We start from the raw sequence: 22,961 nt of genomic DNA on the forward strand, positions 1-22,961 counted from the left end.
TTGCCAGCGTGGGGGGATTACTCGCTCCGCTCGCCCTTCGGGCCGGCCTGCGGCCATTCAACGCAGCTTCGCTGCTTTTGTGCTTCGTCGCTGCGCTCCTCGCAATGACGGGAGGGAAGGCAGGCGCGGTGCTCGAACTCGGAAGGATTACGGCCGGCGGGTGTCGCCCGGGCGCAGGGCGTTTTCGGGGGCGAGGATGGTCGGCTGGCCGTCCAGGGCCGGGTCGGTGTCCGGGTAGTCGCGGATGAAGTGCAGCCCGCGGCTTTCCTTGCGCGACAGGGCACTCTTCACGATGATCTCGGCGACCATGGCGAGGTTGCGCAGCTCCAGCAGGTCCGGGGAGATGCGGAAGTGGCTGTAATACTCGTGGATCTCTTCCTGCAGGATGCGGATGCGCCGCTCGGCGCGGTGCAGGCGTTCGCGTGCGCGCACGATCCCGACGTAATCCCACATCAGCCGGCGCAGCTCGTCCCAGTCGTGGGCGACCACCACCTCTTCCTGCGACTCGGTCACTCGGGACTCGTCCCAGGCCGGCGGCACGGGGAGCTTCTCGGGGGCGGGCAGATCGGTCTGCGACAGGATGTGGTCGGCCGCGGCACGGGCATACACCAGGCACTCCAGGAGCGAGTTGCTGGCCATGCGGTTCGCGCCGTGAAGGCCTGTGTAGGAGGCCTCGCCGGCGGCGTACAGCCCCGGCAGGTCGGTCTGGCCGAAGTGATTCACCATCACGCCGCCGCAGGTGTAGTGCGCGGCCGGCACCACCGGCAGCGGCTCGCGGGTCATGTCGAAACCGTATTCCAGACAGCGCTCGTGAATGGTGGGGAAGTGTTCGCGGATGAACTCGGCCGGCTTGTGGCTGATGTCGAGGTTCACGTGGTCGATGCCGAGGCGCTTCATCTCGTGGTCGACGGCACGGGCGACGATGTCGCGCGGGGCCAGTTCGGCGCGCTCGTCGAAGCGCGGCATGAAGCGTTCGCCGTTCGGCAGGAGCAGGACACCACCCTCGCCGCGGACCGCCTCGGAGATCAGGAACGACTTGGCCCGCGGATGGAACAGGCAGGTCGGGTGGAATTGCATGAATTCCATGTTGGCGATGCGGCAGCCGGCGCGCCAGGCCATCGCGATGCCGTCGCCGGTGGAGCCGTCCGGATTGGAGCTATAGAGGTAGACCTTGCTGGCGCCGCCGGTGGCGAGGATCACGGTCGGGGCGAGGATGGTCTCCACCTCGCGGGTCTTGGCGTCCTGCACGTAGGCGCCAACCACGCGGCGGGTGCCGTCCACCGGCTGGGTGATCAGGTCCACGGCCACGTGGCGTTCGAACACCTCGATGCTGCCCTGGCCCGAGGCGCTGCGCACCAGGGCTTCTTCGATGGCTCGCCCGGTGGCATCGGCGGCGTGCGCGACGCGCCGGGCGCTGTGCCCGCCCTCGCGGGTCAGGTGCAGCCGGCTGCGGCCCTCGAGCGGCTCGCGGGTGAACGGCACGCCGAGGTTGAGTAGCCAGTGGATCGCCTCGGGGCCCGCCGCCACGGTGCGGCGCACGGCGTCCGGGTCACACAGGCCCGCGCCCGCGTCCAGGGTGTCCTGAATGTGGGCATCGAAGGAGTCGGTGCGGTCGAGGACTGCCGAGATCCCGCCCTGGGCATAGCGGGTAGAACCTTCGTCCACCGGGCCCTTGCTGATCACGGTGACGCGACGGTGCGGGGCCAGATGCAGGGCTGCGGAGAGCCCCGCCGCGCCGCTTCCGATCACGAGGACGTCCGCCAGGCGCGGTTGTTGTACTGTCCCCATGGGTCAGGTAACGTGCTGCGCTTGTTGCCAGAGCGAATTGTGGCCCTTGCGCAACAGTGTTGTGCGCAAAGCGAACTTAATGCGAGTCAGGCGGTCCATGCAACATAGAATACCGGAGACTGGCGTGTTGGCGGGAGTCCCCGCATGAGCGAGAAGGCTTCCGACGAGGCCCTGGTCAAGCGAGTTCAGAAGGGCGACAAGGCGGCCTTCGACGTCTTGGTGCTGAAGTACCAGCACAAGATCGTCAACCTGGTTGGGCGTTATGTCCATGACCATGCAGCGGCCTTGGACGTGTCTCAGGAGGCCTTTATTAAGGCCTACAAGGGGCTGGCGAACTTTCGCGGCGAGAGCGCGTTCTATACGTGGCTCTACCGCATCGCCATCAACACGGCCAAGAATCACCTTGTCTCCCAGGGACGGCGGCGGCCCGAGGCCGAAATCGATGCGCAGGACGCGGAACAGATGGGCGGTGACTCCGCCCTGAAGGACAGTGCAACCCCGGAGGGGGAGCTGTTGTCCGAAGAGATTGAAGGGGCGGTGCGTCGCACCATCGAGGAACTGCCCGACGACCTTCGGATGGCCATCACACTGCGCGAGATCGAGGGACTGAGTTACGAGGAAATCGCGCAGACGATGGGATGCCCGATCGGCACGGTCCGGTCGCGTATCTTCCGGGCCCGCGAGGCCATCGACCGGACCTTGCGTCCTTTGTTAGACAACAACTGAACGAGTAGCGCCATGACAGAGCAAGTCTCAAAGAATGAACGTCTTTCGGCCCTGGTGGACGGAGAAACGGATGACTTCGAGACGCGTCGCCTGATGGATGAACTGGTCAAGTCCGAAGAGGACCGCGGCCAGTGGGAACGCTATCACCTGATCGGCGATAGTCTGCGCGGCGGGATGCGCCGCACGGCCCCCGCGAACTTCATGGACGGTGTCCATGCGGCCCTGGCTGACGAGGCGCCGCTGTCGGCTGCCCACAAGCCGGCGCAGCCGCGCTGGCTGAAGCCGGTTGCGGGCACCGGCGTGGCCGCCGCGGTCGCGATGGTGACCCTGGTCGGGATGCAGATGCTGGGGCCCGACACGGGCACGCAGGAGGCCGCTCCGGTCGCCAGCGAGACCCGTACCCCGGCACAGGTCGCCGATGGCGTGCAGCGGGCCAGTACCTCCGACGCCGAGGCCCCGGCCGCCGGACGCGAGTCGCTGGACCCACGTTTTGCCCGCTACCTCGAAAATCACGCGGAACTGACCGGGCCGGGTTCTACCGCCCTGGGCCGGGTTCGTTACTCGGTGAGTGACGAGTAACGCGTGATGCGCCGCGGCCTGCCGTTCGTCCTGGTTGCCGCCACTGCACTTTGCTGTGTTCCGTTGCCGGTTCTGGCCGGGGATCAATCCCCGGCAGACTGGCTGCAGCGGATGACCAGTAGCCTGCATTCGGAGAGTTACCAGGGAACCTTCGTGCTCCAGCGGGATGACCGACTGGACGCCATTCGTGTGGTGCACGCCGCCGAGAACGGTGGCTACCGCGAGCGCCTGGAAACCCTGACCGGAAGCCACCGCGAGATCCTGCGGTCGGTCGACCGTCTGAGCGCGTTGAAGGGAGCCCGGGCCGCAGCCGGCGAAGGTGGTGGAGGGGCCCCGCACTGGCCGGCCGGAGCGCCGGTCTTCCTGCTCGAGCATCACGATCACTACGCCCTGGAAGACATGGGCGTGGACCGAGTCGCCGGACTCGAGTGCCGCATGATCCTAGCGCGTGCCCGCGATATGCTGCGTTACAGCCATCGCTACTGCCTGCACACCGCGACCGCGCTCCCCTTGCTCAGCGAACTGTACGACGGTCACGGGGCGCTGCTTGAGCGCCTGGCCTTTACCGATCTTGAGCATCTTGACGAGGTCGCGGAAACCGCCCTCGAGGCGACCCGCGAGGACGCCGAGCATGTCGAGGTGCGAGCCGACCATGGGCACAAGAAGCCCGACTGGGACGAGCAGACCGGCATGGACGGCTGGAGCTTTGCCAACCTGCCGGATGGCTTTTCCGCGATTGCCGCGTCCGAACGCCGTGTCGGAGACGACCAGGCCAGCCTGCGTCATTTCGTGTTGAGCGACGGTCTGGCCTCGGTTTCGGTCTATATCGAGAAGGCCAGCGGCGAGCAGATGTTCGAGGGCACGACACGTGCCGGGGCCACGCACGGGGCCGCGCGTTCGATCGCGGGGCACCAGGTCACTGCGGTGGGCGATGTCCCGCAGGCGACGGTGCGGGGCGTGCTGGACGCCGTGGTGCATCACCCCGGCAATTGAATCGCCACATGGGCCCGCAAGCATGAGTGAATGGATCCGCGAACAGGGAACCGTGCTCTCGGTGGAGGGCTACGCGGCGCGTGTGCGTATCGAGCGTCGTTCGACCTGCGGCAGTTGTTCGGCCCGGACGGGCTGCGGCAGCGGCGTCCTGTCCGAGGTGCTGGGCCGCAAGGCAGTGGAGGTGTCCATCGGCCATCCCGGCTCGCTGCAGCCGGGAGATACCGTGACCCTGGGTATTCGCGATCAGGCGCTGGTTTCGGGGGCCCTGGCGATGTACCTGTTGCCGCTCGCCGGCCTGGTGGCGGCGCCGGCACTGCTGATGCTGGTCGTGCCCGGCCTCGGGGAGGGCTTTCATTTGCTGGCCGGGGCCCTGGGGTTCGCGGGCGGGCTGCTCGGCGTGCGCGCCTGGCTGCGCCGGCGCGCCCCGGATCTGGCGCCGGTGCTGCTGGAGCGCCATCCGGCCATGGGAACCCACCGCGCTGCGGCACCCATGGCTGCGCCCCGGCCCTGAATCTTCGCGCCGGTCGTCGGGAACTTGTGGCCGGGCCGGCTTTCTAGAGCCATGAACCTACGACTTCCCAATGCGGGCTGGATGATGATGAAACCGATGCAATGGGCACTGGTGGCCCTGACCTTTGTCGCCCTGTCGCTGCCGGCCTCGGCGCGCATGCTGCCGGACTTCGTGCCGCTGGCGGAGGAGCACAGCCCGGCGGTGGTGAATATCGCGACCACCCGCGAGCGCGAGAACCCGCATCGCAGTCAGATGCCGGACTTCGAGGGCTCGCCCTTCGAGGACCTGTTCGAACGTTTCTTTGGGGGCCCCGGGGGCGAAGGCCCGCGCGGGCCGGAGCGCTTCGAGCGCAACTCGCTGGGTTCCGGGTTCATCTATACCGAAGATGGCTACATCATCACCGCCAACCATGTGGTGGAGGGCGCCTCGGAGGTTGTCGTGCACCTGTCCGACCGGCGCGTGTTCGACGCCGAGATCGTTGGCAAGGACCCGCAGAGTGATGTGGCCCTGCTCAAGATTGACGCCGAGAACCTGCCCACTCTGAAACTGGGCTCCTCGTCCGATCTGAAGGTTGGCGAATGGGTGCTGGCGATCGGTTCACCGTTCGGCTTCGACCACTCGGTGACCGCCGGCATCGTCAGTGCCAAGGGGCGCAGCCTCCCGAGCGAGAATTACGTGCCGTTCATTCAGACCGATGTGGCTATCAACCCGGGCAACTCCGGCGGGCCGCTGCTGAACCTGGATGGCGAGGTGATTGGCGTCAACGCGCAGATCTACAGCCGGACCGGCGGTTTCATGGGGCTGTCCTTTGCCGTGCCCATCGAGATGGTGGGCGACGTGGTACAGCAGTTGCGCGAGCACGGCGAGGTGACGCGTGGCTGGCTGGGTGTGCTGATCCAGGAAGTGACCCGCGAGCTGGCCGACTCCTTCGGCATGGACAAGCCGGCCGGGGCGCTGGTCTCGCGCGTGCAGCCGGACAGTCCGGCGCAGAAGGCCGGCTTTGAAACCGGGGACGTAATCCTGTCGTTCAACGGCATCGAGGTGCCGAACTCGTCCGCACTGCCGCCGATTGTCGGGCGCACGCCGGTGGGCGCCGAGGCCGAGGTCGAGGTGCGCCGTGGTGACGAGACTCGTACCATCATCGTCGAGATCGAGCGTCTGCCGGAGGATATCTCCGCCCAGCGCGGCGGGCCGCAGCGTGAGGCCCCGGAGCGAACCGAGCCGCAAAGCCTGTTGGGGATGGTCCTGGAGCCGCTGGATGCCGAGCGTGCCGCAGAGCTGGACGTCGATGGCGGCCTGGTGGTCCGGGACGTCACCGACAATCCGGCGCGCTCGGCCGGGGTGCGCTCCGGCGACGTGATCGTCCAGTTTGGCGGCCATGCGGTCGACTCGGTGGAGACCCTGGAGAAGCAGATCGAAGAGGTGGGTGAGCGGCGCACGGTGCCGGTGCTGGTGTACCGTGGCGGCAATCCGACCTATATCGCCCTGCGCGTTCCGCGGGACTGAAACCGCCTCGTGCTGCGCTCGCGCGGGTCCAACGGCGCGGGTGCTGCGGGGCAGCAATGGAGAACGGGAGGGCTGCCGGCGGGTTCGGCAGCCCTCCCAATCGTTTCTGGATGACCGAACTGACCCTTTATCATCGCGAGAGCTGCGGTCTCTGCCATGACATGCTGGCCGAGATCATGGCCCTCAAAAGCCGTTATACTTTCGCGCTTACGGTCGTCGACATCGACGAGGACCCGGACCTGCAGGCGCGTTTCAACGTCAAGGTCCCGGTGCTCGCGGTCGACGACGACATTCTCTGCTGCCATTTCCTCGACCGAAAGGCACTGCTGGACCTACTGGCCCCTGCATGACCGAAACCCGCCTTACCCGCAATTTCTCCATCATCGCGCACATCGACCATGGCAAGTCCACGCTGGCGGACCGCCTGATCCAGGGTTGCAACGGCCTGACCGAGCGCGAGATGTCGGAGCAGGTGCTGGACTCGATGGATCTGGAGCGCGAGCGCGGAATCACCATCAAGGCGCAGAGCGTGTCGCTGTTCTATGACGCCCAGGATGGTCAGCGCTACCAGCTGAACCTCATCGACACCCCGGGGCACGTGGATTTCTCCTACGAGGTGTCGCGCTCGCTGTTCGCCTGCGAAGGCGCCCTGCTGGTGGTCGATGCGTCGCAGGGGGTGGAGGCGCAAAGCGTCGCGAACTGCTACACCGCGCTCGACCAGGGCCTGGAGGTCGTGCCGGTCCTGAACAAGATCGACCTGCCGGCCGCCGAGCCGGATCGGGTGGCGGCCGAGATCGAGGATGTGATCGGTATCGAGGCCACCGACGCCCTGCGAGTCTCCGCGAAGACCGGCGAGGGGATGGCCGAACTGCTGGAAGAGATCGTGCGTCGTATCCCGCCGCCGGAGGGCGATTCCGAGGCTGCACCCAAGGCGCTGGTGATCGATTCCTGGTACGACAACTACCTGGGCGTGGTCGCGCTGGTGCGGGTGAAGGCCGGACGCTTCCGCGCCGGGCAGAAGATCAAGGCGATGTCGGTCGGGCGTGCCCACGAGGTCAGCCGGGTGGGGGTGTTCACGCCCAAGCCGGTGGATCGCGCGACCCTGGAGGTCGGCGATGTCGGCTATCTGATCGCGACCATCAAGGACATCTCCGGGGCCAAGGTCGGGGATACCTTCACGGACTTCAACAACCCGGCCTCCGAACCCGTTCCGGGCTTCCAGGAGGTTCAGCCGCGGGTCTTTGCCGGGCTGTTCCCGGTCAGTGCAGAGGACTTCAACGACCTGCGCGATGCCCTGGACAAGTTGCGCCTGAACGATGCCGCGCTGTCCTTCGAGCCGGAAACCTCGCAGGCGCTGGGCTTCGGCTTTCGCTGCGGCTTCCTCGGCATGCTACACATGGAGATCGTGCAGGAGCGCCTGGAACGTGAATACGACCTCGACCTGATCACCACCGCGCCCACCGTGGTCTACGAGGTGGAAAGAAGCGACGGCGAGGTGGTCATGGTGCACAACCCCTCGGAGCTGCCCCCGAACAACGAGATCGGCGAGATCCGCGAGCCGATCATCGAGGCCAATATCCTGGTCCCGCAGGAGTATGTCGGCGCGGTGATCACGCTGTGCGTGGAAAAGCGTGGGTCGCAGACCAAGATGCAGTACCTGGGGCGCCAGGTGCAGTTGGCCTACGAGTTGCCGATGTCCGAGGTGATGCTGGACTTCTTCGATCGGTTGAAGTCCGCGACCCGTGGCTATGCGTCGTTCGACTATCAGCCGCTGCGGTTCGAGGCGGCGCCGCTGGTACGTGTGGATATCCTGATCAACGGCGACCGGGTGGATGCGCTGTCGGCAATCGTGCATCGCGACCACGCCGAGTCGCGCGGGCGCCAGATCATCGAACGTATGGCGAAGATCATCCCGCGTCAGATGTACGAGGTGGCGATCCAGGCGGCGATCGGGTCGAAGATCATCGCGCGCTCCACGGTCAAGGCGATGCGCAAGAACGTGCTGGCCAAGTGCTACGGCGGGGATGTCTCGCGCAAGCGCAAGCTGCTGGAAAAGCAGAAGGCCGGCAAGAAACGCATGAAGTCGATCGGCCGGGTGGATGTCCCGCAGGAAGCCTTCCTCGCGGTGCTGTCGGTAGACGACGACAAGAAGTAACAACCAGGCCTGCGGCCCGGACGGGTCGCAGGGCGATCCCCGGCGGACCGGGAACAGAGGACACGGCATGGCAAATCTCGAACTGATCCTGGTGCTGGCAACCGCCGTGACCGGCCTGATCTGGCTGGGCTGGGTGATCCTGCGGCGGCGTCGGAGCCCCGAGCGCCAGCGCGAAATGCCCTGGTTCGTCGATTACTCGCGCTCGTTCTTCCCGGTCCTGCTGATCGTGCTGATCCTGCGCTCGTTCGTGGCCGAACCCTTTCGCATCCCCTCGGGTTCGATGATGCCCACCCTGCTGGTGGGCGACTTCATCATGGTCAGCAAGTTTTCCTACGGCATTCGTCTGCCGGTGACGCGTACCAAGATTCTCGACACCGGGGAACCGGAGCGGGGCGAGGTGGTGGTGTTCAAGTACCCGCGCAACCCGGCCGAGGACTACATCAAGCGTGTGATCGGCCTGCCGGGCGACACCATCGCGTTCCGCGACCGCGTCCTGTACGTGAATGGGGAGCCGCAGTCGGCCGAGCGCGTCGGGACCTTCGAAGGCGAGGGCTCGGGGCAGGTGATGTCGGGTGCCTCGATCTTCGAGGAGACCCTGGACGGGCGCACGTACAACACCCTGATGCGCGAGCAGCAGGCCAGCCTGGATGGATCGGTCACCGTGCCCGACGGGCACTACTTCATGGTCGGTGACAACCGCGATAATTCCAACGACAGCCGGTCCTGGGGTTTTGTCGCCGAGGAGCATCTGGTTGGGCGTGCGCTCTTCATCTGGCTGCATTGGGATTACAATGAAGGCCATCGGGACTTTTCCCGGATCGGCCAGGCGATTCGCTAGTAGCCCCGCGGGGGCGGGCAAACAGGGACGGGGTTTTCATGCAACATTCCAGACACTCGATGCAGGGCGCGGGCGCGATCACCATTCTCGCGCTGATCTTCCTGGCGCTGCTGGTCGGTACCTTCGTGATCAAGATGGGCACGCAGTACACCCAGTTCCTCACCGTGCGCTCGATCATGCAGGACGTCGCCACTCAGGCTGGCGCGGCAGAGAAGAGCGAACGCGAACTGTGGCGCGAGATCAACCGCCGCTTCCAGATCAATTCCGTATACGACGGGATCGGCGAGGAGGACTTCAGCGTGACCGAGAATGGCGCCAGCCGCCAGCTGCATCTGCAGTACGAGGTGCGCCGGGAATTCCTCGGCAATGTGGACGTGGTGGCGCGCTTCTCGAACAGCGAGACGCTGGCCCCCTGATGGGGTCAGCGTCGGTTCCTTGCATGCTTTGTCGGGTGGGTTCGTGAGCCGGGATTTTCGCAGTCTGCTGCCCGCGGCCGTGCGCGACGGCGACGGGATTGACCAGGCGTTGACCCACCGCAGCGCCGGCGGGCGCAATAATGAGCGCCTGGAGTTCCTGGGTGACGCCGTCCTTGGGCTGGTGATCGCCGACGCCCTGTACGAGAAGCTCCCGGACGCCCCGGAAGGGGATCTCACCCGCCTGCGTGCGGCCCTGGTCAATCGCGAGTCGCTGGCGGATCTGGCTCGGGAGACCGGCCTCGAGGGCACGCTGAACCTGGGGCAGGGCGAGCGCAAGAGTGGCGGCCAGCGCCGCGACTCCATCCTGGCCGATGCGGTGGAGGCCCTGATCGGGGTGACCTACCGCGAGGCCGGGATGGAGGCCGCGCGCGACTTTACCCTGGCGTTGTATGTCGAGCGCCTGAACGATCTCCCGTCGGCCGAATCGCTGAAGGACCCCAAGACCCGGCTGCAGGAACAACTGCAGGGCCGCAATGCGGATCTGCCGGTCTACGAGGTGCTGGAGGTGGTCGGCCCCGATCACAAGCGCCAGTTCACCGTGGCGGTCCACCTGCCCACCCAGGGCTGGGGCCAACGTGGCCAGGGCTCCTCGCGCCGTCGCGCCGAACAGGCCGCGGCCGAGGCGGCCCTGAAACGCCTGCAACAGGTACAGGAACAATGAGTGAAACCGTAGCCCCCGAACCCGCCACCACGCACTGCGGACTGGTCGCGCTGATTGGCCGACCGAACGTGGGCAAGACCACGCTGATGAACCGCCTGGTTGGGGAGAAGCTGGCGGCGACGACCCGCCGGCCGCATACCACGCGCAATCGCATCCTCGGCATCGTGACCGAGGGGCAGGACCAGGTCGTACTGATGGATACCCCGGGGATCGATACCGAGCGTACCCAGCTGGTGAACCGGGTCCTCAATCGCACGGCCAGCCAGGCGCTGGCGGATGCCGATCTGGTCTGCTTCATCGTCGAGGCTGGAGAGTTCGGCCCCGGCGACGAGCGCATCGAGGAGACCATCCGTCATTCCGGGCGTCCGGCACTCCTGGTGATCAACAAGGTGGACCAGTGTCGGGAGAAGGAAGAACTGCTGCCGTTCATCGAGGCCCGCGCCGCGGCCTTCGGCTATGTCGGCGTGGTACCGCTTTCGGCGAAGACCGGATCCAACCTGGACGGTCTGATCGCGGAGATTCGGGCGCATATCCCGGAGGGGCCGTTCCTGTACGACCCGGATCAGCTCTCGGATCGCCCGCAGCGCTTCCGTGCCGAAGAGATGATCCGCGAGTCCATGCTGGAGCATCTCGGGCAGGAAGTCCCGTACTCGGTGGCGGTACGCGTGGAGGAATGGGCGGACGAGCCGCGCACCACTCATATTGATGCCGTGATCCTGGTCGAGCGCGACAGCCAGAAGGGCATCGTGATTGGCAAGGGTGGGCAGCGACTCAAGCGCATCGGCCAGGCCGCGCGCGTCCAGTTGGAGGCACTGCTGGAGCGCAAGGTGATGCTGCGCCTGACCGTGCGTGTCGAGGCCGACTGGACCCGCAACCCGCGCGCCCTGCGTGACCTCGGGATCGAAGAATCGCGGTGAGCGCGACCGCCGGGCTCACCCAGGGGGTGGTCCTGCACGCCCGCCCGCTACGCGAGAACAGCCGGGTGCTCGACCTGCTCACCGCCGAGGCCGGACGCCTGTCGGCAGTGGTGCGCGGCAAGGCCGGATCGGTGCAGCCCTTCGTGTTGCTGGATCTCGCTTGGCGTGGGCGCGGCGAGCTGCCGACGCTGAATGTGGCCGAGCAGCAGCGGGTCTTCCCGCTGACCGGGCGGGCCCTGGTCTGCGGGCTGTACCTGAACGAGCTGATCCTGCGCCTGTACCCACGCGACGCACCGATCCCGGAGGCCCTCCCGGCGCTGTTATCCGCTTATGCCCGGCTGGCCGCCCGCGAGCGCGCCGATACGGTCCTGCGCCGCGCGGAATGGGCCCTGCTCGCACCGCTCGATTCCGGGCTCGAACACGTGGACCCGGCCGAGCTGGACCCCGATGCCTGGTACCGCTACGACCCGGAGGCGGGGGTGGAGCGTGTGGCCGCCGGTCGCAGCGAGGCGATCCCCGGTGTCGCGCTGCAGGCGCTGGCCAGCGCCTGCGACGTGCCGGATAATCAGGCCCGCGTCAGCCGCGATTTCATGCGTCGGCTGATCGACACCCATCTGGCCGGGCGGCCGCTGCGGACCCGGGGTCTGCTGTAGTGGCCCGGACCGCAGCCATACAAGGGCACCGCATCATGTCGCATCCTGCTCCGCTGAAGCTCGGGGTCAATCTCGACCATATCGCCACCATCCGCCAGGCGCGGCATACGCCGTATCCGGACCTGATGCAGGCCGTGCGCCTGGCCGAGGCCAGCGGGGCGGATTCGATCACCCTGCATCTGCGCGAGGACCGGCGCCACATTCAGGATGACGACGTGTTCGGGATCAAGCCGCGGCTGAAGGTCCCGATGAACCTGGAGATGGCCGCCACCGAGGGGATGCAGGCGATCGCCCTGAAGCTGCTCCCGGAGGCGTGCTGCATCGTGCCGGAAAAACGCGAGGAGCTGACCACCGAGGGCGGCCTGGATGCCTTGGGCCAGCTGGAGCGTTTGCGCGAGTTTGTTGCGCCGCTGACCGCCGCCGGGATCGAGGTCTCGCTGTTCGTGGAGCCGGATGCGCGGCAGCTGGAGGCCGCCGTGGCCATCGGCGCCCCGGTGGTAGAGCTGCACACCGGCGCCTATGCGAATGCCCGCGATGTCGCCGAGCGCGAGCGGCTCCTGGGCGGGATCAACGAGGCCGCTGCGGCCGGCCGGGCCATGGGGCTGGTCATCAACGCGGGGCACGGGCTGGACTATGACAACGTGCGGCCGATTGCTGCCAACCCGGTGTTTCACGAGCTGAACATTGGGCATTCGATCGTGGCCCGGGCCCTGTTCACCGGCCTGCCCGAGGCGGTCAGCCATATGCGCGGCCTGATGGATGCCGCGCGCCAGGGTCTGCCGCCCGGTCAGTACCCGGTTTGAGCGCCGGATGATCCTGGGCATCGGAACCGATCTGGTGCAGGTCGCGCGCATGCAGGGCATGTGGGCGCGCCACGGTGCGCGCCTGGCGGAACGTATCCTGCACCCGCTGGAGCGCGTGGACCTGCCGCCTGAAAACCCGGCCGGTTTTCTCGCCCGGCGCTTCGCCGCCAAGGAGGCCCTGTCCAAGGCGCTCGGCTGCGGTATCGGGGCGGATATGGCACTGGCCGAGGCCGGCGTGACCCATGATGCCCGTGGTCGGCCGGAGTTTGTGCTGGAGGGGCGTGCCCGCGCCACGGCCGAGCGTCTGGGCGCCGGGACCATCCATCTCAGCATCAGCGACGAGCGCGATTACGCCCAGGCGTTTGTCGTGATTGAGGCCGAGCCGGCCGGTATGCGCACCGAGTAACCCCCATTTCCCTCCGGACGTGGTTGCCCGCCCGGAGGCGCCTCCCTAGAATGTGACCCCTTATGCCCGCCGGTCTCCATGGATTCCGCGTCGGGCGCAGCCCTGAGCGAGCGACGGAGTCCACTCCATGCCCTGGAACGAACCGGGAAACAACAACCGCGACCCCTGGAGTGGGGGTGGTGGCGGCCAGCGCGGTAGCGGTGGCGGCGGAGGCGGTAACCAGCCGCCCGATCTCGAAGAAATGATGCGCAAGCTGTCGCGTCAGCTGAACGGCATCTTCGGCGGGGGCGGCAGTGGCGGCTCCGGTGGTTCCGGAAGCGGCGGCATGGGCCGCGGCACACAGGCCCTGGTCAGCCTCGGCCTGATCATTGCCGTGGTTGTCTGGCTGGCCTCCGGATTTCATATCATCTCGGAAGGCGAGCGCGGGGTCGTGCTGCGTTTCGGCGAATTCCAGCAAGTGAAGAATCCTGGGCCGGGCTGGCACCTGCCGTACCCGATCGAGCGCGTCGAGATCGAGAATGTCGACAACGTGCGTACGCTCTCCCACCGTGCCCTGATCGTGACCGGTGACGAGAACATCATTGATGTCGACATCGCGGTGCAGTACCGCGTCCTCGATCTGGTCGACTACCTGTTCAACGTGCGCGACCCCGACACCACCGTGAACCAGGTGATGGAGTCGGCGATCCGCGAGCGTATCGGCAAGAACAACCTGGACTTCATTCTCGGCGAGGGGCGTGGCGAGATCGCATCCTCCTCGCGAGTGGTGATGCAGGAAAACCTCGATTCCTATGGCGCGGGCATTATCGTGACGGCCGTGTCCATGCAGCAGGCGCAGCCGCCGGAGCCGGTGCAGGAGGCCTTTGCCGACGCGATTCGTGCCCGCGAGGACGAGGTGCGTTTCCGCAACGAGGCCGAGGCCTACGCCAACGGTGTGATTCCGCGGGCACGCGGTCAGGCCGCCCGTATCATCGAGGAGGCCGAGGGTTACCGGGACCAGGTGATCGCGCGCGCCGAGGGTGACGCCTCGCGCTTCGATCAGTTGCTGGCCGAATACCAGCAGGCGCCGGATGTGACTCGCGACCGTCTGTATCTCGAGGCCGTCGAGGCCGTGCTGCAGGATTCCCGCAAGGTCATGCTGGATGTTGGCAGCAGTAACAACCTGATGATGCTGCCGCTGGATCAACTGTTCCAGGGGCAGCGCTCCACCACTAATTCCGGTGACACGCCAACACCGCGGCCGCTGGATACCAGCCGCAGCACGTTCGGCAACAGTGGCACGGGCACGAACCGACTGGGCGATCGCAGCCCGGCCGCCCAGCGTTCGCGGGAGGTTCGCTAATGTTACGCATCGTCGGTATTGCCGTAGTCGTGCTCGGGATCGTGGTCGCGCTGTCGACCTACACCGTCGACGAGCGTGACCGCGTGATCAAGTTCGCCCTCGGGGAGATTCGGGAGGTCGACCCGGCCCCTGGGCTGCACTTCAAGTTCCCGCTGATCCAGAACGTCGAGAAGTTCGACGCCCGGATCATGACGCTGAATATCCCGCCGGACCGGTTCCTGACCTCCGAGGCGAAGAACATCATTGTCGACTTCTACGCCAAGTGGCGGATCGACGATGTCGGTCAGTTCTACCGTGCCACCCGTGGTGACGAGCGTCTGGCCGAGGAGCGCCTGGCCCAGATCCTGCGCGACGGGATGCGTAACGAGTTTGCGCGCTTCGAGTTGCAGGACGTGGTCGCTGGCGAACGCCTGACGATCATGGGTGCGGTGCGCCAGACTGCGTTGGAGACCGCGCAGGAGCTGGGGATCGACCTGGTTGATGTCCGCATCCGCCGCATGGACCTGCCGGAAGAGGTGTCCGAGTCGGTGTACGAGCGCATGCGCGCCGAACGTCAGCGGGTCGCCCAGGACTTCCGCGCCCGTGGTCAGGAAGAGGCCGAGCGCATCCGCTCGCGCGCCGACCGTGAACGCACGGTCATCCTGGCGAACGCCTATCGGGACTCGGAAGAGATCCGCGGTGCCGGTGATGCGATCGCCACCGAGACCCTCGGCCGGTCGTTTGGCGAGGATCAGGAGTTCTTCCGCTTCTATCGAAGCCTGATCGCCTACCGCAATAGCATGAGTGGCGAGAACAGCACCTTCATCCTGGAACCGAACTCCGAGTTCTTCCAGTTCTTCAACGCCCCCGGTGGCGAACGCCCGGCGCCGTTGCCGACCCGGTAAAGGAGGGGCGGAGGCGGTCCGCCGTGGCCGCCTCGAAGGTGGCCGTTTGCAACGGGCCCGGAAGATTCCGGGCCCGATTTTTGCCGGGCCGCCACTCGGGCGTGGCGGATCACAGCACAAGAGCAGGGACGAGATGACCGATATCAACCGCTGGTTGCTGCCGGACGGGCTGGAGGAGGCCCTTCCGGATGCTGCGCGCCGTCTGGAGGACCTCCGCCGGCGCGTGCTGGACCAGTTCGACACTTGGGGCTATGACCTGGTGATGCCGCCGCTGGCGGAGTATCTGGAGTCCCTGTTGACTGGTGCCGGGCACGCACTGGATTTGCAGACCTTCAAGCTGACGGATCAGCTCACTGGCCGCATGATGGGCGTGCGCGCCGACCTGACCCCGCAAGTGGCGCGGATCGATGCTCACCGTCTTCGTGTCCAGGGCCCGAATCGGCTTTGTTACGTGGGCAGTGCGCTGCGTACTCGGGCAGATGAATGGTCGGGTTCACGCAGTCCGCTCCAGGCCGGGGCCGAGCTGTTTGGCCATGACGGGATCGATAGTGATCTCGAGATTATCCGCTTGATGCTGGCGACCCTGGCCGCCTGCGGAGTGGAGCGTCCTAGCATGGATCTCGGCCACGTCGGGATCTATCGTGCCCTGGCGCAGGATGCGGGTCTGGATGCGAGCCAGGAGCAGGAATTTTTCGATCAACTCCAGCGCAAGAGCGTGCCCGAGATCGAACAGACCCTCGCGGCCTGGGAGGCCGGCGGCATGGATCCGGCGGCCTGTGCGCGGCTGCGCGCGCTGGTGGATCTGAATGGCGATGCCACGGTACTCGACGCTGCCCGTCGCGCCCTGGCCGGTGCACCCGCCGAGGTGGCGGTGGCGCTGGATCACCTGCAGGCTGTGGTCGCACGGCTTGAGGCGAGCGAGCCGGGCCTGGACCTGCACCTGGACCTGGCCGAGCTGCGTGGCTATGCCTATCACACCGGTCTGGTGTTCGCGGCCTTCGTGCCCGGCTCCGGCCAGGCGATCGCGCGCGGTGGCCGTTATAACGAGATCGGTCGCGTCTTCGGCCGCGCACGGGCGGCCACCGGTTTCAGCACCGATTTGCGCGCCTTCGTGCGCCGCGAGGCCGGGGCGCCGATGACGCCTCGTCAGACGGTGCTGGCCCCGGCCACCGGCGATGTGGCGCTGGAAGCGGCCATTGCGGATCTCCGTGCCCGCGGCGTGCGCGTAGTGCGCGAGCTGGAAGGCCAGGACAACGAAGTACCCGGGGGCGCGCGGCTCGAGCAGCGCGCCGGGGAATGGACAGTAGTGGAGCATTGATGGCGATGGGACGTTTTGTAGTCGTACTGGGCAGCCAGTGGGGTGACGAGGGCAAGGGCAAGATTGTCGATCGTCTGACCGAGGATGCCGCGGCCGTCGTGCGCTTCCAGGGCGGGCACAATGCCGGGCATACCCTGGTGATCGATGGCGAGAAGACCGTGCTCCACCTGATCCCGTCGGGCATCCTGCGGGAGGGCGTGGAATGCATGATCGGCAATGGCGTGGTGCTCTCGCCCGAGGCTCTGATCACCGAGATGGAAGAACTGGAGGCCAAGGGTGTGCCGGTGGCGGACCGTCTGCGCCTGTCGGATGCCTGCCAGCTGATCCTCCCCTACCATGTGGCCCTCGACCTGGCGCGCGAAAAGGCCCGTGGCAAGGCCGCGATCGGGACCACCGGGCGCGGCATTGGTCCCGCCTACGAGGACAAGGTTGCGCGCCGGGGCCTGCGCCTGGACGACCTGTTCCACCGCGAACGCCTGGCGGCCAAGCTGGGCGAGGTGATGGACTATCACAACTTCGCGCTGAAGCATTACTTCAAGGCCCCGACCATCGACCAACAAGATGTCTTGGAGCAGTGCCTGGCGCACGCCGAGCGCCTGCAGCCGATGGTCACCGACGTGGCGGGCCGCCTGCACAAGCTGCGCGAGCAGGGCAAGGACGTCATGTTCGAGGGGGCCCAGGGCACGCTGCTGGACATCGACCACGGCACCTATCCGTTCGTGACCTCGTCGAATACCACCGCCGGTGGTGCGTCCACCGGGTCGGGTGTGGGGCCGCGCGACCTCGACTACGTGCTGGGGATCACCAAGGCCTACACGACCCGGGTGGGCGCCGGACCATTCCCGACCGAGCTGTTCGACAACATGGGTGAACACCTGGCGCGGCAGGGCAATGAGTTCGGTTCCACCACGGGGCGCGCACGGCGCTGCGGCTGGTTCGATGCCGTCGCGCTGAAGCGAGCAGTCAAGGTGAACAGCATCAGCGGATTGTGCATGACCAAGCTGGATGTGCTGGACGGCCTGGAGAACGTGCAGATCTGCGTGGGCTACAACTGCGATGGCGAGACCCGCGAGGCGCCGCCGTCCGGCGCCGAGGCCTATGCGGCCTGCACGCCGATCTACGAGGAGATGCCGGGGTGGACGGAATCCACGGTCGGGATCCGCGAGTATGACCAGTTGCCGGCTAATGCCCGCGCCTATCTGGAGCGCCTGAGCGAGGTGGTCGGGGTGCCGGTCGACATGGTCTCCACGGGGCCCGATCGTGACGAGACCCTGGTGTTGCGCGACCCGTTCGACAGCTGATTGACTGTCTCCCTGGGCACGTCGGGGCGCGCACCACCGTGCGGGCTCCGGCGAGCCGAGTGGCGGAGCAGGTGGGATTCGCCACGCAAAAAAGCCGCCACCCTCACGGGTGTCGCTTCACGTATAACAGGGGTTCGAATACAGCTGAAAAATGGTGCCGAGGAGAGGACTTGAACCTCCACGGGGTTACCCCCACTAGCACCTGAAGCTAGCGCGTCTACCAATTCCGCCACCTCGGCACGAGGGACGACACACAATGAGGAAACCGTGTGTCCTGCGCTTCAGGAGCGCGCAATATAGTGCGCGGCTGGGGGGCTGTCAACGCCCCGGAGCGGGAATGTTTCCCTCCGGTGTGGTCGGCAGGGGGCGCGCAAACGCGTCCCCTGCGCAACAAAATTCCGCATGCCTCATAATGGGCGCTTTGCGCGCCCAGCCGGATTCCCGGCGAGGGGCTGCCCATTGCAACATCCACAGAGTTCACTGAATGCCAAGACAACGTCGCAAGACCCCCGCCGATCCCAATTTCGAGCGCGAGGCGCAGAAATACGACAACCCCATCCCCAGTCGCGAGTTCATCCTCGGGCTTCTGCAGGAAGCCGACAATCCGTTGTCCTACGACGAGATCGCGGAACGTCTGAAGATCGACGACGACGATCGCCTCGAGGCCCTGCGCCGCCGCCTGAAGGCGATGGAGCGCGATGGGCAGGCCCTTTGCAACCGTCGCGGTGCCTATCTGCCGGTCAACCAGGAAGACCTGATCCGTGGGCGCGTGATCGGTCACCCGGATGGTTTTGGTTTTCTGGTGCCGGACGAGCAGGATGACGACCTGTTCCTGTCGCCGAAGCAGATGCGCGGGGTATTTCATGGCGACCGGGTTCTGGCCCGGGTCATGGGCGTTGATCGTCGCGGCCGCCGCGAGGGCGGGATTGTCGAGGTCCTGGAGCACAACACCACCCAGGTGGTCGGGCGCCTGAAGATCGAGGACGGTGTCGGCATCCTGACCCCGGACAACAAGCGCATCACCCACGACATCCTGGTGCCGCCGGACGGCCTGGGCGAGGCGGAGGACGACCAGATCGTGGTCGTGCGCATCCGTGAATCCGCTTCGCGCACGGCGCGCCTGCGTGGGGACGTGCAGGAAGTGCTGGGCGAGCACATGGCACCGGGCATGGAGATCGACATCGCGATCCGTGCCCACGCCCTGCCGCACGAGTGGCCGGACGAGGTCACCGCGGCGGCCGACGAGCTGGGCGCCGAGGTGGCCGAGGCGGACAAGAAGGATCGCCTGGACCTGCGCGAGAAGCCGTTTGTCACCATCGATGGCGACGACGCCCGCGACTTCGACGACGCCCTGTACTGCGAGCCGGAAGGCAAGGGCTGGCGGCTGTGGGTTGCGATCGCCGACGTGTCGCACTACGTCCAGCGTGACGCCGCGCTGGATCGCGAGGCGCGCACGCGCGGCACCTCGGTGTACTTCCCGAACAACGTGATCCCGATGTTGCCGGAGGCCCTGTCCAACGGTCTGTGCTCGCTGAATCCGAACGTGGATCGTTTGAGCATGATCTGCGAGATGGAGATCGGTGCGCGCGGGGCGCTGAAGAGCTATCGCTTCCACGAGGGACTGATCCGTTCGCACGCCCGCCTGATCTACGAGGACGTGGCCGCGATGCTCGACGGCGACGCGGCGCAACGTGAGCAGAACGCGCATGTGATGCCGAACCTGGAGACCCTGCACCAGGCCTTCAAGGCCCTGCACGCGGCGCGCAATCGCCGGGGCGCGATCGATTTCGACACCACCGAGACCAAGATCGTCTTTGGCGAGGACCGCAAGATCGAGAAGATCGTGCCGACGGTGCGCAATGATGCGCATCGCCTGGTCGAGGAGTGCATGATCATGGCCAACGTGGCCGCCGCGCGCTTCCTCAAGAAGCACAAGGTGCCGGCGCTGTACCGCATCCATGATCAGCCGCCGTCGGACAAGATCGATGACCTGCGCGACTTCCTCAATGGCGCGGGTCTGAGCCTGGGCGGTGGTGACGAGCCGAGCCCCGCCGACTACACCGAAGTCCTGAAGGCAGCGCGCCAGCGCACCGACCAGCAGCTGATCCAGACCGTGCTGCTGCGTTCGCTGAGCCAGGCCGTGTATGCCCCGGAGCTCGATGGCCACTTTGGTCTGGCGCTGGACGACTACGCGCACTTCACCTCGCCGATCCGCCGCTATCCGGACCTGCTGGTGCATCGCGGTATTCGCCATGTGCTGCGCAAGGGCAGTGGCAAGGCCTTTCCGTACTCGCATGGCGACATGGAGCAGTTGGGTGAGCATTGCTCGATGGCCGAGCGACGCGCCGACGACGCGACCCGCGACGCGGTGGCCTGGCTGAAGGCCGAGTACATGCAGGACAAGGTCGGCGAGACCTTCCCCGGCGTGGTCTCCGGAGTCACCGGGTTCGGTCTGTTCGTGGAGATCAAGGACGTCTACATCGAGGGCCTGGTGCACGTGACCAGCCTCGACAACGACTTCTACCACTTTGACCCGGCACGCCACAGCCTGACCGGCGAACGCGGTGGCCGGGTGTTCCGTATCGGCGACGAGCTCCAGGTGCAGGTGGCCCGGGTGAGCCTGGATGATCGCAAGATCGATCTGGCCCTGGCCCAGGAAGCGGGCCAGCCGAGTCCCGCCGCTCCTCCGCCGAAAAAGCGCAGCCGTCGTAGCAAGCGCCGCAAGGATGCCGATGCGGCGCCGGTCGAGGCCGCCGCCGAACCAACCGCAGCAGCGCCCGAGCCTGAGGCAAAACCCACAGCAGCCGGGCCGGAGGCGCCCGCGGCCGACGATGATGCCCCGGCGCCGAAGAAGAAGCGCCGCCGTCGTGGTGGCCGCCGCCGTGGGGCCGCCGGTGGCGACACGAGCCCTGCTGCCGAGCCGAGCCCGGCGAAAGAACCGAGCTCGGAGAAAGAGCCGAGCCCAGGGAATGAGGCGAGCCCGGGGAATGAGGCGAGCCCGGGGAATGAGGCGAGCCCAGGGAATGAGGCGAGCCCAGGGAATGAGGCGAGCCCAGGGAATGAGGCGAGCCCAGGGAATGAGGCGAGCCCAGGGAATGAAGCAAGCCCGGGGAATGAAGCAAGCCCGGGGAATGAACGGACCCGGGGCAGCGGACGTGGCCGGGGCAACGCACGCCGCCCGCGGAACGCGCCGGATGAAGGCAACAGCGATGCCCCGGAACCGGGCAACGAGGCGGTTCCGCCGCCGCGCCCCGAGGCCGACAAGGACGGAAATACCATTGTCGAGCCGAGTGCGGATCGCCCGGCCAAGGCCAAGGAATCCTCTGGGTCCGGACGTGGCCGCAGCCGTCGTCGACGTCCGTCCTCGTCCTGAGGCGCCGGGTGAACCCGCGTCTGTTCCCTCGCTTGCTCGGGGGCTGCTCAGACGGTGTCCGCCGGGGCGTTGACCCGTGGCGGGATCGCCGTGGCGGAGGTCCGCGATGAGCAAGGGGGGCAAGGGTAGCCGCGCCGAGACCTTTGGTGGCATCCACGCAGTGGCCGCCGTGTTGCAGCGGGCCCCGGAGCGGGTCAAGCGACTGCAGCTGGCGCCCGACCCCATCGAACCCGCCCTGGAGCGCCTGCGAGCGCTGGCGCAGTCGCGGGGTATCTCGATCGAGCGGGTAGGCCGCGAGCGGCTCGATCAACAGCTTCCGGGGTTCCAGAACCAGGGTGTGGTCGTGCACTGCACGCCGCGCCCGCTGCTGGACGAAAAGGCCCTGATCACCCGGGTGCGCGATGGCCTGGATCTGCTGCTGGTGCTCGATGGGGTGACCGACCCGCACAATCTCGGGGCCTGCCTGCGGACCGCGGATGCGGCCGGGGCCGGGGCGGTGGTCATGCCGCGCCATCACAGCGCCGCATTGACCCCCGCCGCCATCAAGGTGGCGTCCGGGGCCGCCGAGACCGTGCCGGTGGTGACGGTCGGCAATCTCGCGCGGACGCTGGCAGCCCTGAAGGATGCCGGGATGTGGACCGTAGGCCTCGCTGGGGAGGGGGGTGAGAGCCTCTATGACCTGGACCTGCGCCCGCCGACCGCGATCGTCATGGGGGCCGAGGGCGAGGGCCTGCGGCGTCTGACCCGGGAGGCCTGTGACCACCTCGCGGCCCTGCCGATGCAGGGCGCGGTAGAAAGCCTCAACGTCTCCGTCGCCACCGGCGTCACCCTGTTCGAGGCGGTCCGTCAGCGCCGCGAAGGTCCGCCGGCTGGTTCTGCGTAGCCGGTAGCCTTCCGGGGGCGGTGCAAACCCCTGTTGCGCCGGCTCCCTGCTTGTTGTTGGCGCCCGCTTCGGTTATCGTGTCGCGCCTTTCTGCCCTGCGGCTGCGTCCGCTGGGTCGAACCCTTGCCTCACCGCATTTGACGGGAGGCTGATACCCGCAAGGAGTTCCCGATGCGTCATTACGAAGTTGTATTCCTGGTCCACCCGGACCAGAGCGAGCAGGTCCCGGCGATGATCGAGCGCTACAAGGGCCTGGTCGAAGGTCATGAAGGCAAGATCCACCGCCTGGAAGACTGGGGCCGCCGTCAGCTGGCCTACCCGATCCAGAAGCTGGTGAAGGCCCACTACGTGCTCATGAACATCGAGGCCTCGGAAGAGGCGATGGAAGAGCTCGCCAGTGCCTTCCGGTTCAACGATGCCGTGCTGCGCCACCTGGCAATGCGCATGGAAGAGGCCGTGACCGAGATCTCCCCGCTGGCCAAGGGCCAGGAAGAGGAGAGTGGCAAGGGCCGTCGCCGCGAGCGTGACGACGAGGGTGGCGAAGGCGCCTCCGACGACTCGGCTTCCGCCGAGTAAATCCCGCCCGTTCGTTGACCGAATCATTGAAGGAGATCTGACATGGCCCGTTTTCCGCGTCGCCGCAAGTATTGCAAGTTCACCGCCGAAGGCATCGAGTACATCGATTACAAGGACCTGAATCTGTTGAAGGGTTTTGTGACCGAGACCGGCAAGATCGTGCCCAGCCGTGTCACCGGCACCAGCGCGAAGTATCAGCGCCAGCTGGCCACGGCGGTGAAGCGTGCGCGCTTCCTGGCCCTGCTGCCGTACAGCGATAACCACTAAGTCCC

The 22,961-nt window shown here is 66.7% G+C and carries 23 protein-coding genes and 1 tRNA gene; 22 read left to right on the forward strand and 2 right to left on the reverse strand.

The window, feature by feature from the left end:
- Positions 1-147: 147 nt before the first annotated feature.
- Complete coding sequence (gene nadB, locus G333_RS0111475; RefSeq protein ID WP_019567746.1) at positions 148-1,788, reverse strand: L-aspartate oxidase; 1,641 nt, start codon at positions 1,786-1,788, stop codon at positions 148-150.
- Positions 1,789-1,932: 144 nt separating this feature from the next.
- Between nadB and rpoE the strand changes: the two genes are divergently transcribed.
- The 18 genes from rpoE to G333_RS0111565 all read left to right on the forward strand — a co-directional run bounded on the left by rpoE (position 1,933) and on the right by G333_RS0111565 (position 17,857).
- Complete coding sequence (gene rpoE / locus G333_RS0111480) at positions 1,933-2,514, forward strand: RNA polymerase sigma factor RpoE (RefSeq protein WP_018168138.1); 582 nt, start codon at positions 1,933-1,935, stop codon at positions 2,512-2,514.
- A gap of 12 nt (positions 2,515-2,526) precedes the next feature.
- Positions 2,527-3,093 carry a sigma-E factor negative regulatory protein gene (locus G333_RS0111485; protein WP_019628517.1) on the forward strand — a complete coding sequence of 189 codons (567 nt, stop codon included), beginning with the start codon at positions 2,527-2,529 and terminating at the stop codon, positions 3,091-3,093.
- Positions 3,094-3,099: 6 nt separating this feature from the next.
- Positions 3,100-4,086 carry a MucB/RseB C-terminal domain-containing protein gene (locus G333_RS0111490; protein ID WP_018144068.1) on the forward strand — a complete coding sequence of 329 codons (987 nt, stop codon included), beginning with the start codon at positions 3,100-3,102 and terminating at the stop codon, positions 4,084-4,086.
- A gap of 22 nt (positions 4,087-4,108) precedes the next feature.
- A complete protein-coding gene (locus G333_RS0111495; RefSeq protein WP_019628518.1) occupies positions 4,109-4,597 on the forward strand; it encodes a SoxR reducing system RseC family protein in 489 nt (162 codons plus the stop codon).
- A gap of 81 nt (positions 4,598-4,678) precedes the next feature.
- Positions 4,679-6,103, forward strand: coding sequence for a DegQ family serine endoprotease (locus G333_RS0111500; RefSeq protein WP_018938409.1), 1,425 nt, complete (start codon positions 4,679-4,681; stop codon positions 6,101-6,103).
- Positions 6,104-6,213: 110 nt separating this feature from the next.
- The gene (locus G333_RS0111505) at positions 6,214-6,453 is read left to right on the forward strand and encodes a glutaredoxin family protein (protein ID WP_018144065.1); all 240 of its coding nucleotides are present in this window, start codon (positions 6,214-6,216) and stop codon (positions 6,451-6,453) included.
- Positions 6,450-8,258 carry a translation elongation factor 4 gene (gene lepA / locus G333_RS0111510; RefSeq protein ID WP_018144064.1) on the forward strand — a complete coding sequence of 603 codons (1,809 nt, stop codon included), beginning with the start codon at positions 6,450-6,452 and terminating at the stop codon, positions 8,256-8,258. Before G333_RS0111505 ends, lepA begins: the two co-directional genes overlap by 4 nt.
- A gap of 67 nt (positions 8,259-8,325) precedes the next feature.
- Positions 8,326-9,096 (forward strand): signal peptidase I, encoded by a 771-nt coding sequence (gene lepB / locus G333_RS0111515; protein WP_018144063.1) that lies wholly within the window; start codon positions 8,326-8,328, stop codon positions 9,094-9,096.
- A gap of 59 nt (positions 9,097-9,155) precedes the next feature.
- Entirely contained in the window at positions 9,156-9,512 is a 357-nt protein-coding gene (locus G333_RS0111520) for a DUF4845 domain-containing protein (RefSeq protein WP_018144062.1), read from the forward strand.
- Positions 9,513-9,555: 43 nt separating this feature from the next.
- Positions 9,556-10,233, forward strand: coding sequence for a ribonuclease III (rnc, locus tag G333_RS0111525; RefSeq protein ID WP_026289529.1), 678 nt, complete (start codon positions 9,556-9,558; stop codon positions 10,231-10,233).
- Positions 10,230-11,150 carry a GTPase Era gene (gene era / locus G333_RS0111530; RefSeq protein ID WP_019628520.1) on the forward strand — a complete coding sequence of 307 codons (921 nt, stop codon included), beginning with the start codon at positions 10,230-10,232 and terminating at the stop codon, positions 11,148-11,150. The genes rnc and era overlap by 4 nt, the downstream gene beginning before the upstream one ends.
- Complete coding sequence (locus tag G333_RS0111535) at positions 11,147-11,803, forward strand: recombination protein O N-terminal domain-containing protein (RefSeq protein WP_018168144.1); 657 nt, start codon at positions 11,147-11,149, stop codon at positions 11,801-11,803. Before era ends, G333_RS0111535 begins: the two co-directional genes overlap by 4 nt.
- Before the next feature lie 35 nt (positions 11,804-11,838).
- Positions 11,839-12,606, forward strand: coding sequence for a pyridoxine 5'-phosphate synthase (locus tag G333_RS0111540; RefSeq protein WP_019628521.1), 768 nt, complete (start codon positions 11,839-11,841; stop codon positions 12,604-12,606).
- Between the two features lie 7 nt (positions 12,607-12,613).
- Positions 12,614-13,012 carry a holo-ACP synthase gene (acpS, locus tag G333_RS0111545; RefSeq protein WP_019628522.1) on the forward strand — a complete coding sequence of 133 codons (399 nt, stop codon included), beginning with the start codon at positions 12,614-12,616 and terminating at the stop codon, positions 13,010-13,012.
- Between the two features lie 127 nt (positions 13,013-13,139).
- Positions 13,140-14,354, forward strand: coding sequence for an FtsH protease activity modulator HflK (hflK, locus tag G333_RS0111550; protein WP_018144056.1), 1,215 nt, complete (start codon positions 13,140-13,142; stop codon positions 14,352-14,354).
- Positions 14,354-15,238: a protease modulator HflC gene (gene hflC, locus G333_RS0111555; RefSeq protein ID WP_018938413.1), complete on the forward strand. Its 885-nt coding sequence runs from the start codon at positions 14,354-14,356 to the stop codon at positions 15,236-15,238. Before hflK ends, hflC begins: the two co-directional genes overlap by 1 nt.
- A 133-nt stretch (positions 15,239-15,371) precedes the next feature.
- Entirely contained in the window at positions 15,372-16,556 is a 1,185-nt protein-coding gene (locus G333_RS0111560) for an ATP phosphoribosyltransferase regulatory subunit (RefSeq protein ID WP_019628523.1), read from the forward strand.
- On the forward strand, positions 16,556-17,857 hold the full coding sequence (locus G333_RS0111565; protein WP_019628524.1) for an adenylosuccinate synthase: 1,302 nt from the start codon (positions 16,556-16,558) through the stop codon (positions 17,855-17,857). The genes G333_RS0111560 and G333_RS0111565 overlap by 1 nt, the downstream gene beginning before the upstream one ends.
- Before the next feature lie 152 nt (positions 17,858-18,009).
- Here G333_RS0111565 and G333_RS0111570 read toward each other — a convergent pair.
- Positions 18,010-18,096, reverse strand: a tRNA-Leu gene (locus G333_RS0111570).
- A gap of 245 nt (positions 18,097-18,341) precedes the next feature.
- On the opposite strand from G333_RS0111570, the gene rnr reads away from it, so the two are divergent.
- The 4 genes from rnr (at position 18,342) to rpsR (ending at position 22,956) form a co-directional block, all read left to right on the forward strand.
- Positions 18,342-21,230 (forward strand): ribonuclease R, encoded by a 2,889-nt coding sequence (rnr, locus tag G333_RS0111575; protein ID WP_019628525.1) that lies wholly within the window; start codon positions 18,342-18,344, stop codon positions 21,228-21,230.
- A gap of 106 nt (positions 21,231-21,336) precedes the next feature.
- Positions 21,337-22,113, forward strand: coding sequence for a 23S rRNA (guanosine(2251)-2'-O)-methyltransferase RlmB (rlmB, locus tag G333_RS0111580; protein ID WP_018176111.1), 777 nt, complete (start codon positions 21,337-21,339; stop codon positions 22,111-22,113).
- 171 nt (positions 22,114-22,284) lie between these two features.
- Entirely contained in the window at positions 22,285-22,689 is a 405-nt protein-coding gene (gene rpsF / locus G333_RS0111585) for a 30S ribosomal protein S6 (protein WP_018168152.1), read from the forward strand.
- A 42-nt stretch (positions 22,690-22,731) separates the two neighbouring features.
- Positions 22,732-22,956 (forward strand): 30S ribosomal protein S18, encoded by a 225-nt coding sequence (rpsR, locus tag G333_RS0111590; RefSeq protein ID WP_018144049.1) that lies wholly within the window; start codon positions 22,732-22,734, stop codon positions 22,954-22,956.
- Positions 22,957-22,961: the final 5 nt, after the last annotated feature.

This window comes from Thioalkalivibrio sp. AKL10 (assembly GCF_000381845.1).
Classification (GTDB): domain Bacteria; phylum Pseudomonadota; class Gammaproteobacteria; order Ectothiorhodospirales; family Ectothiorhodospiraceae; genus Thioalkalivibrio; species Thioalkalivibrio versutus.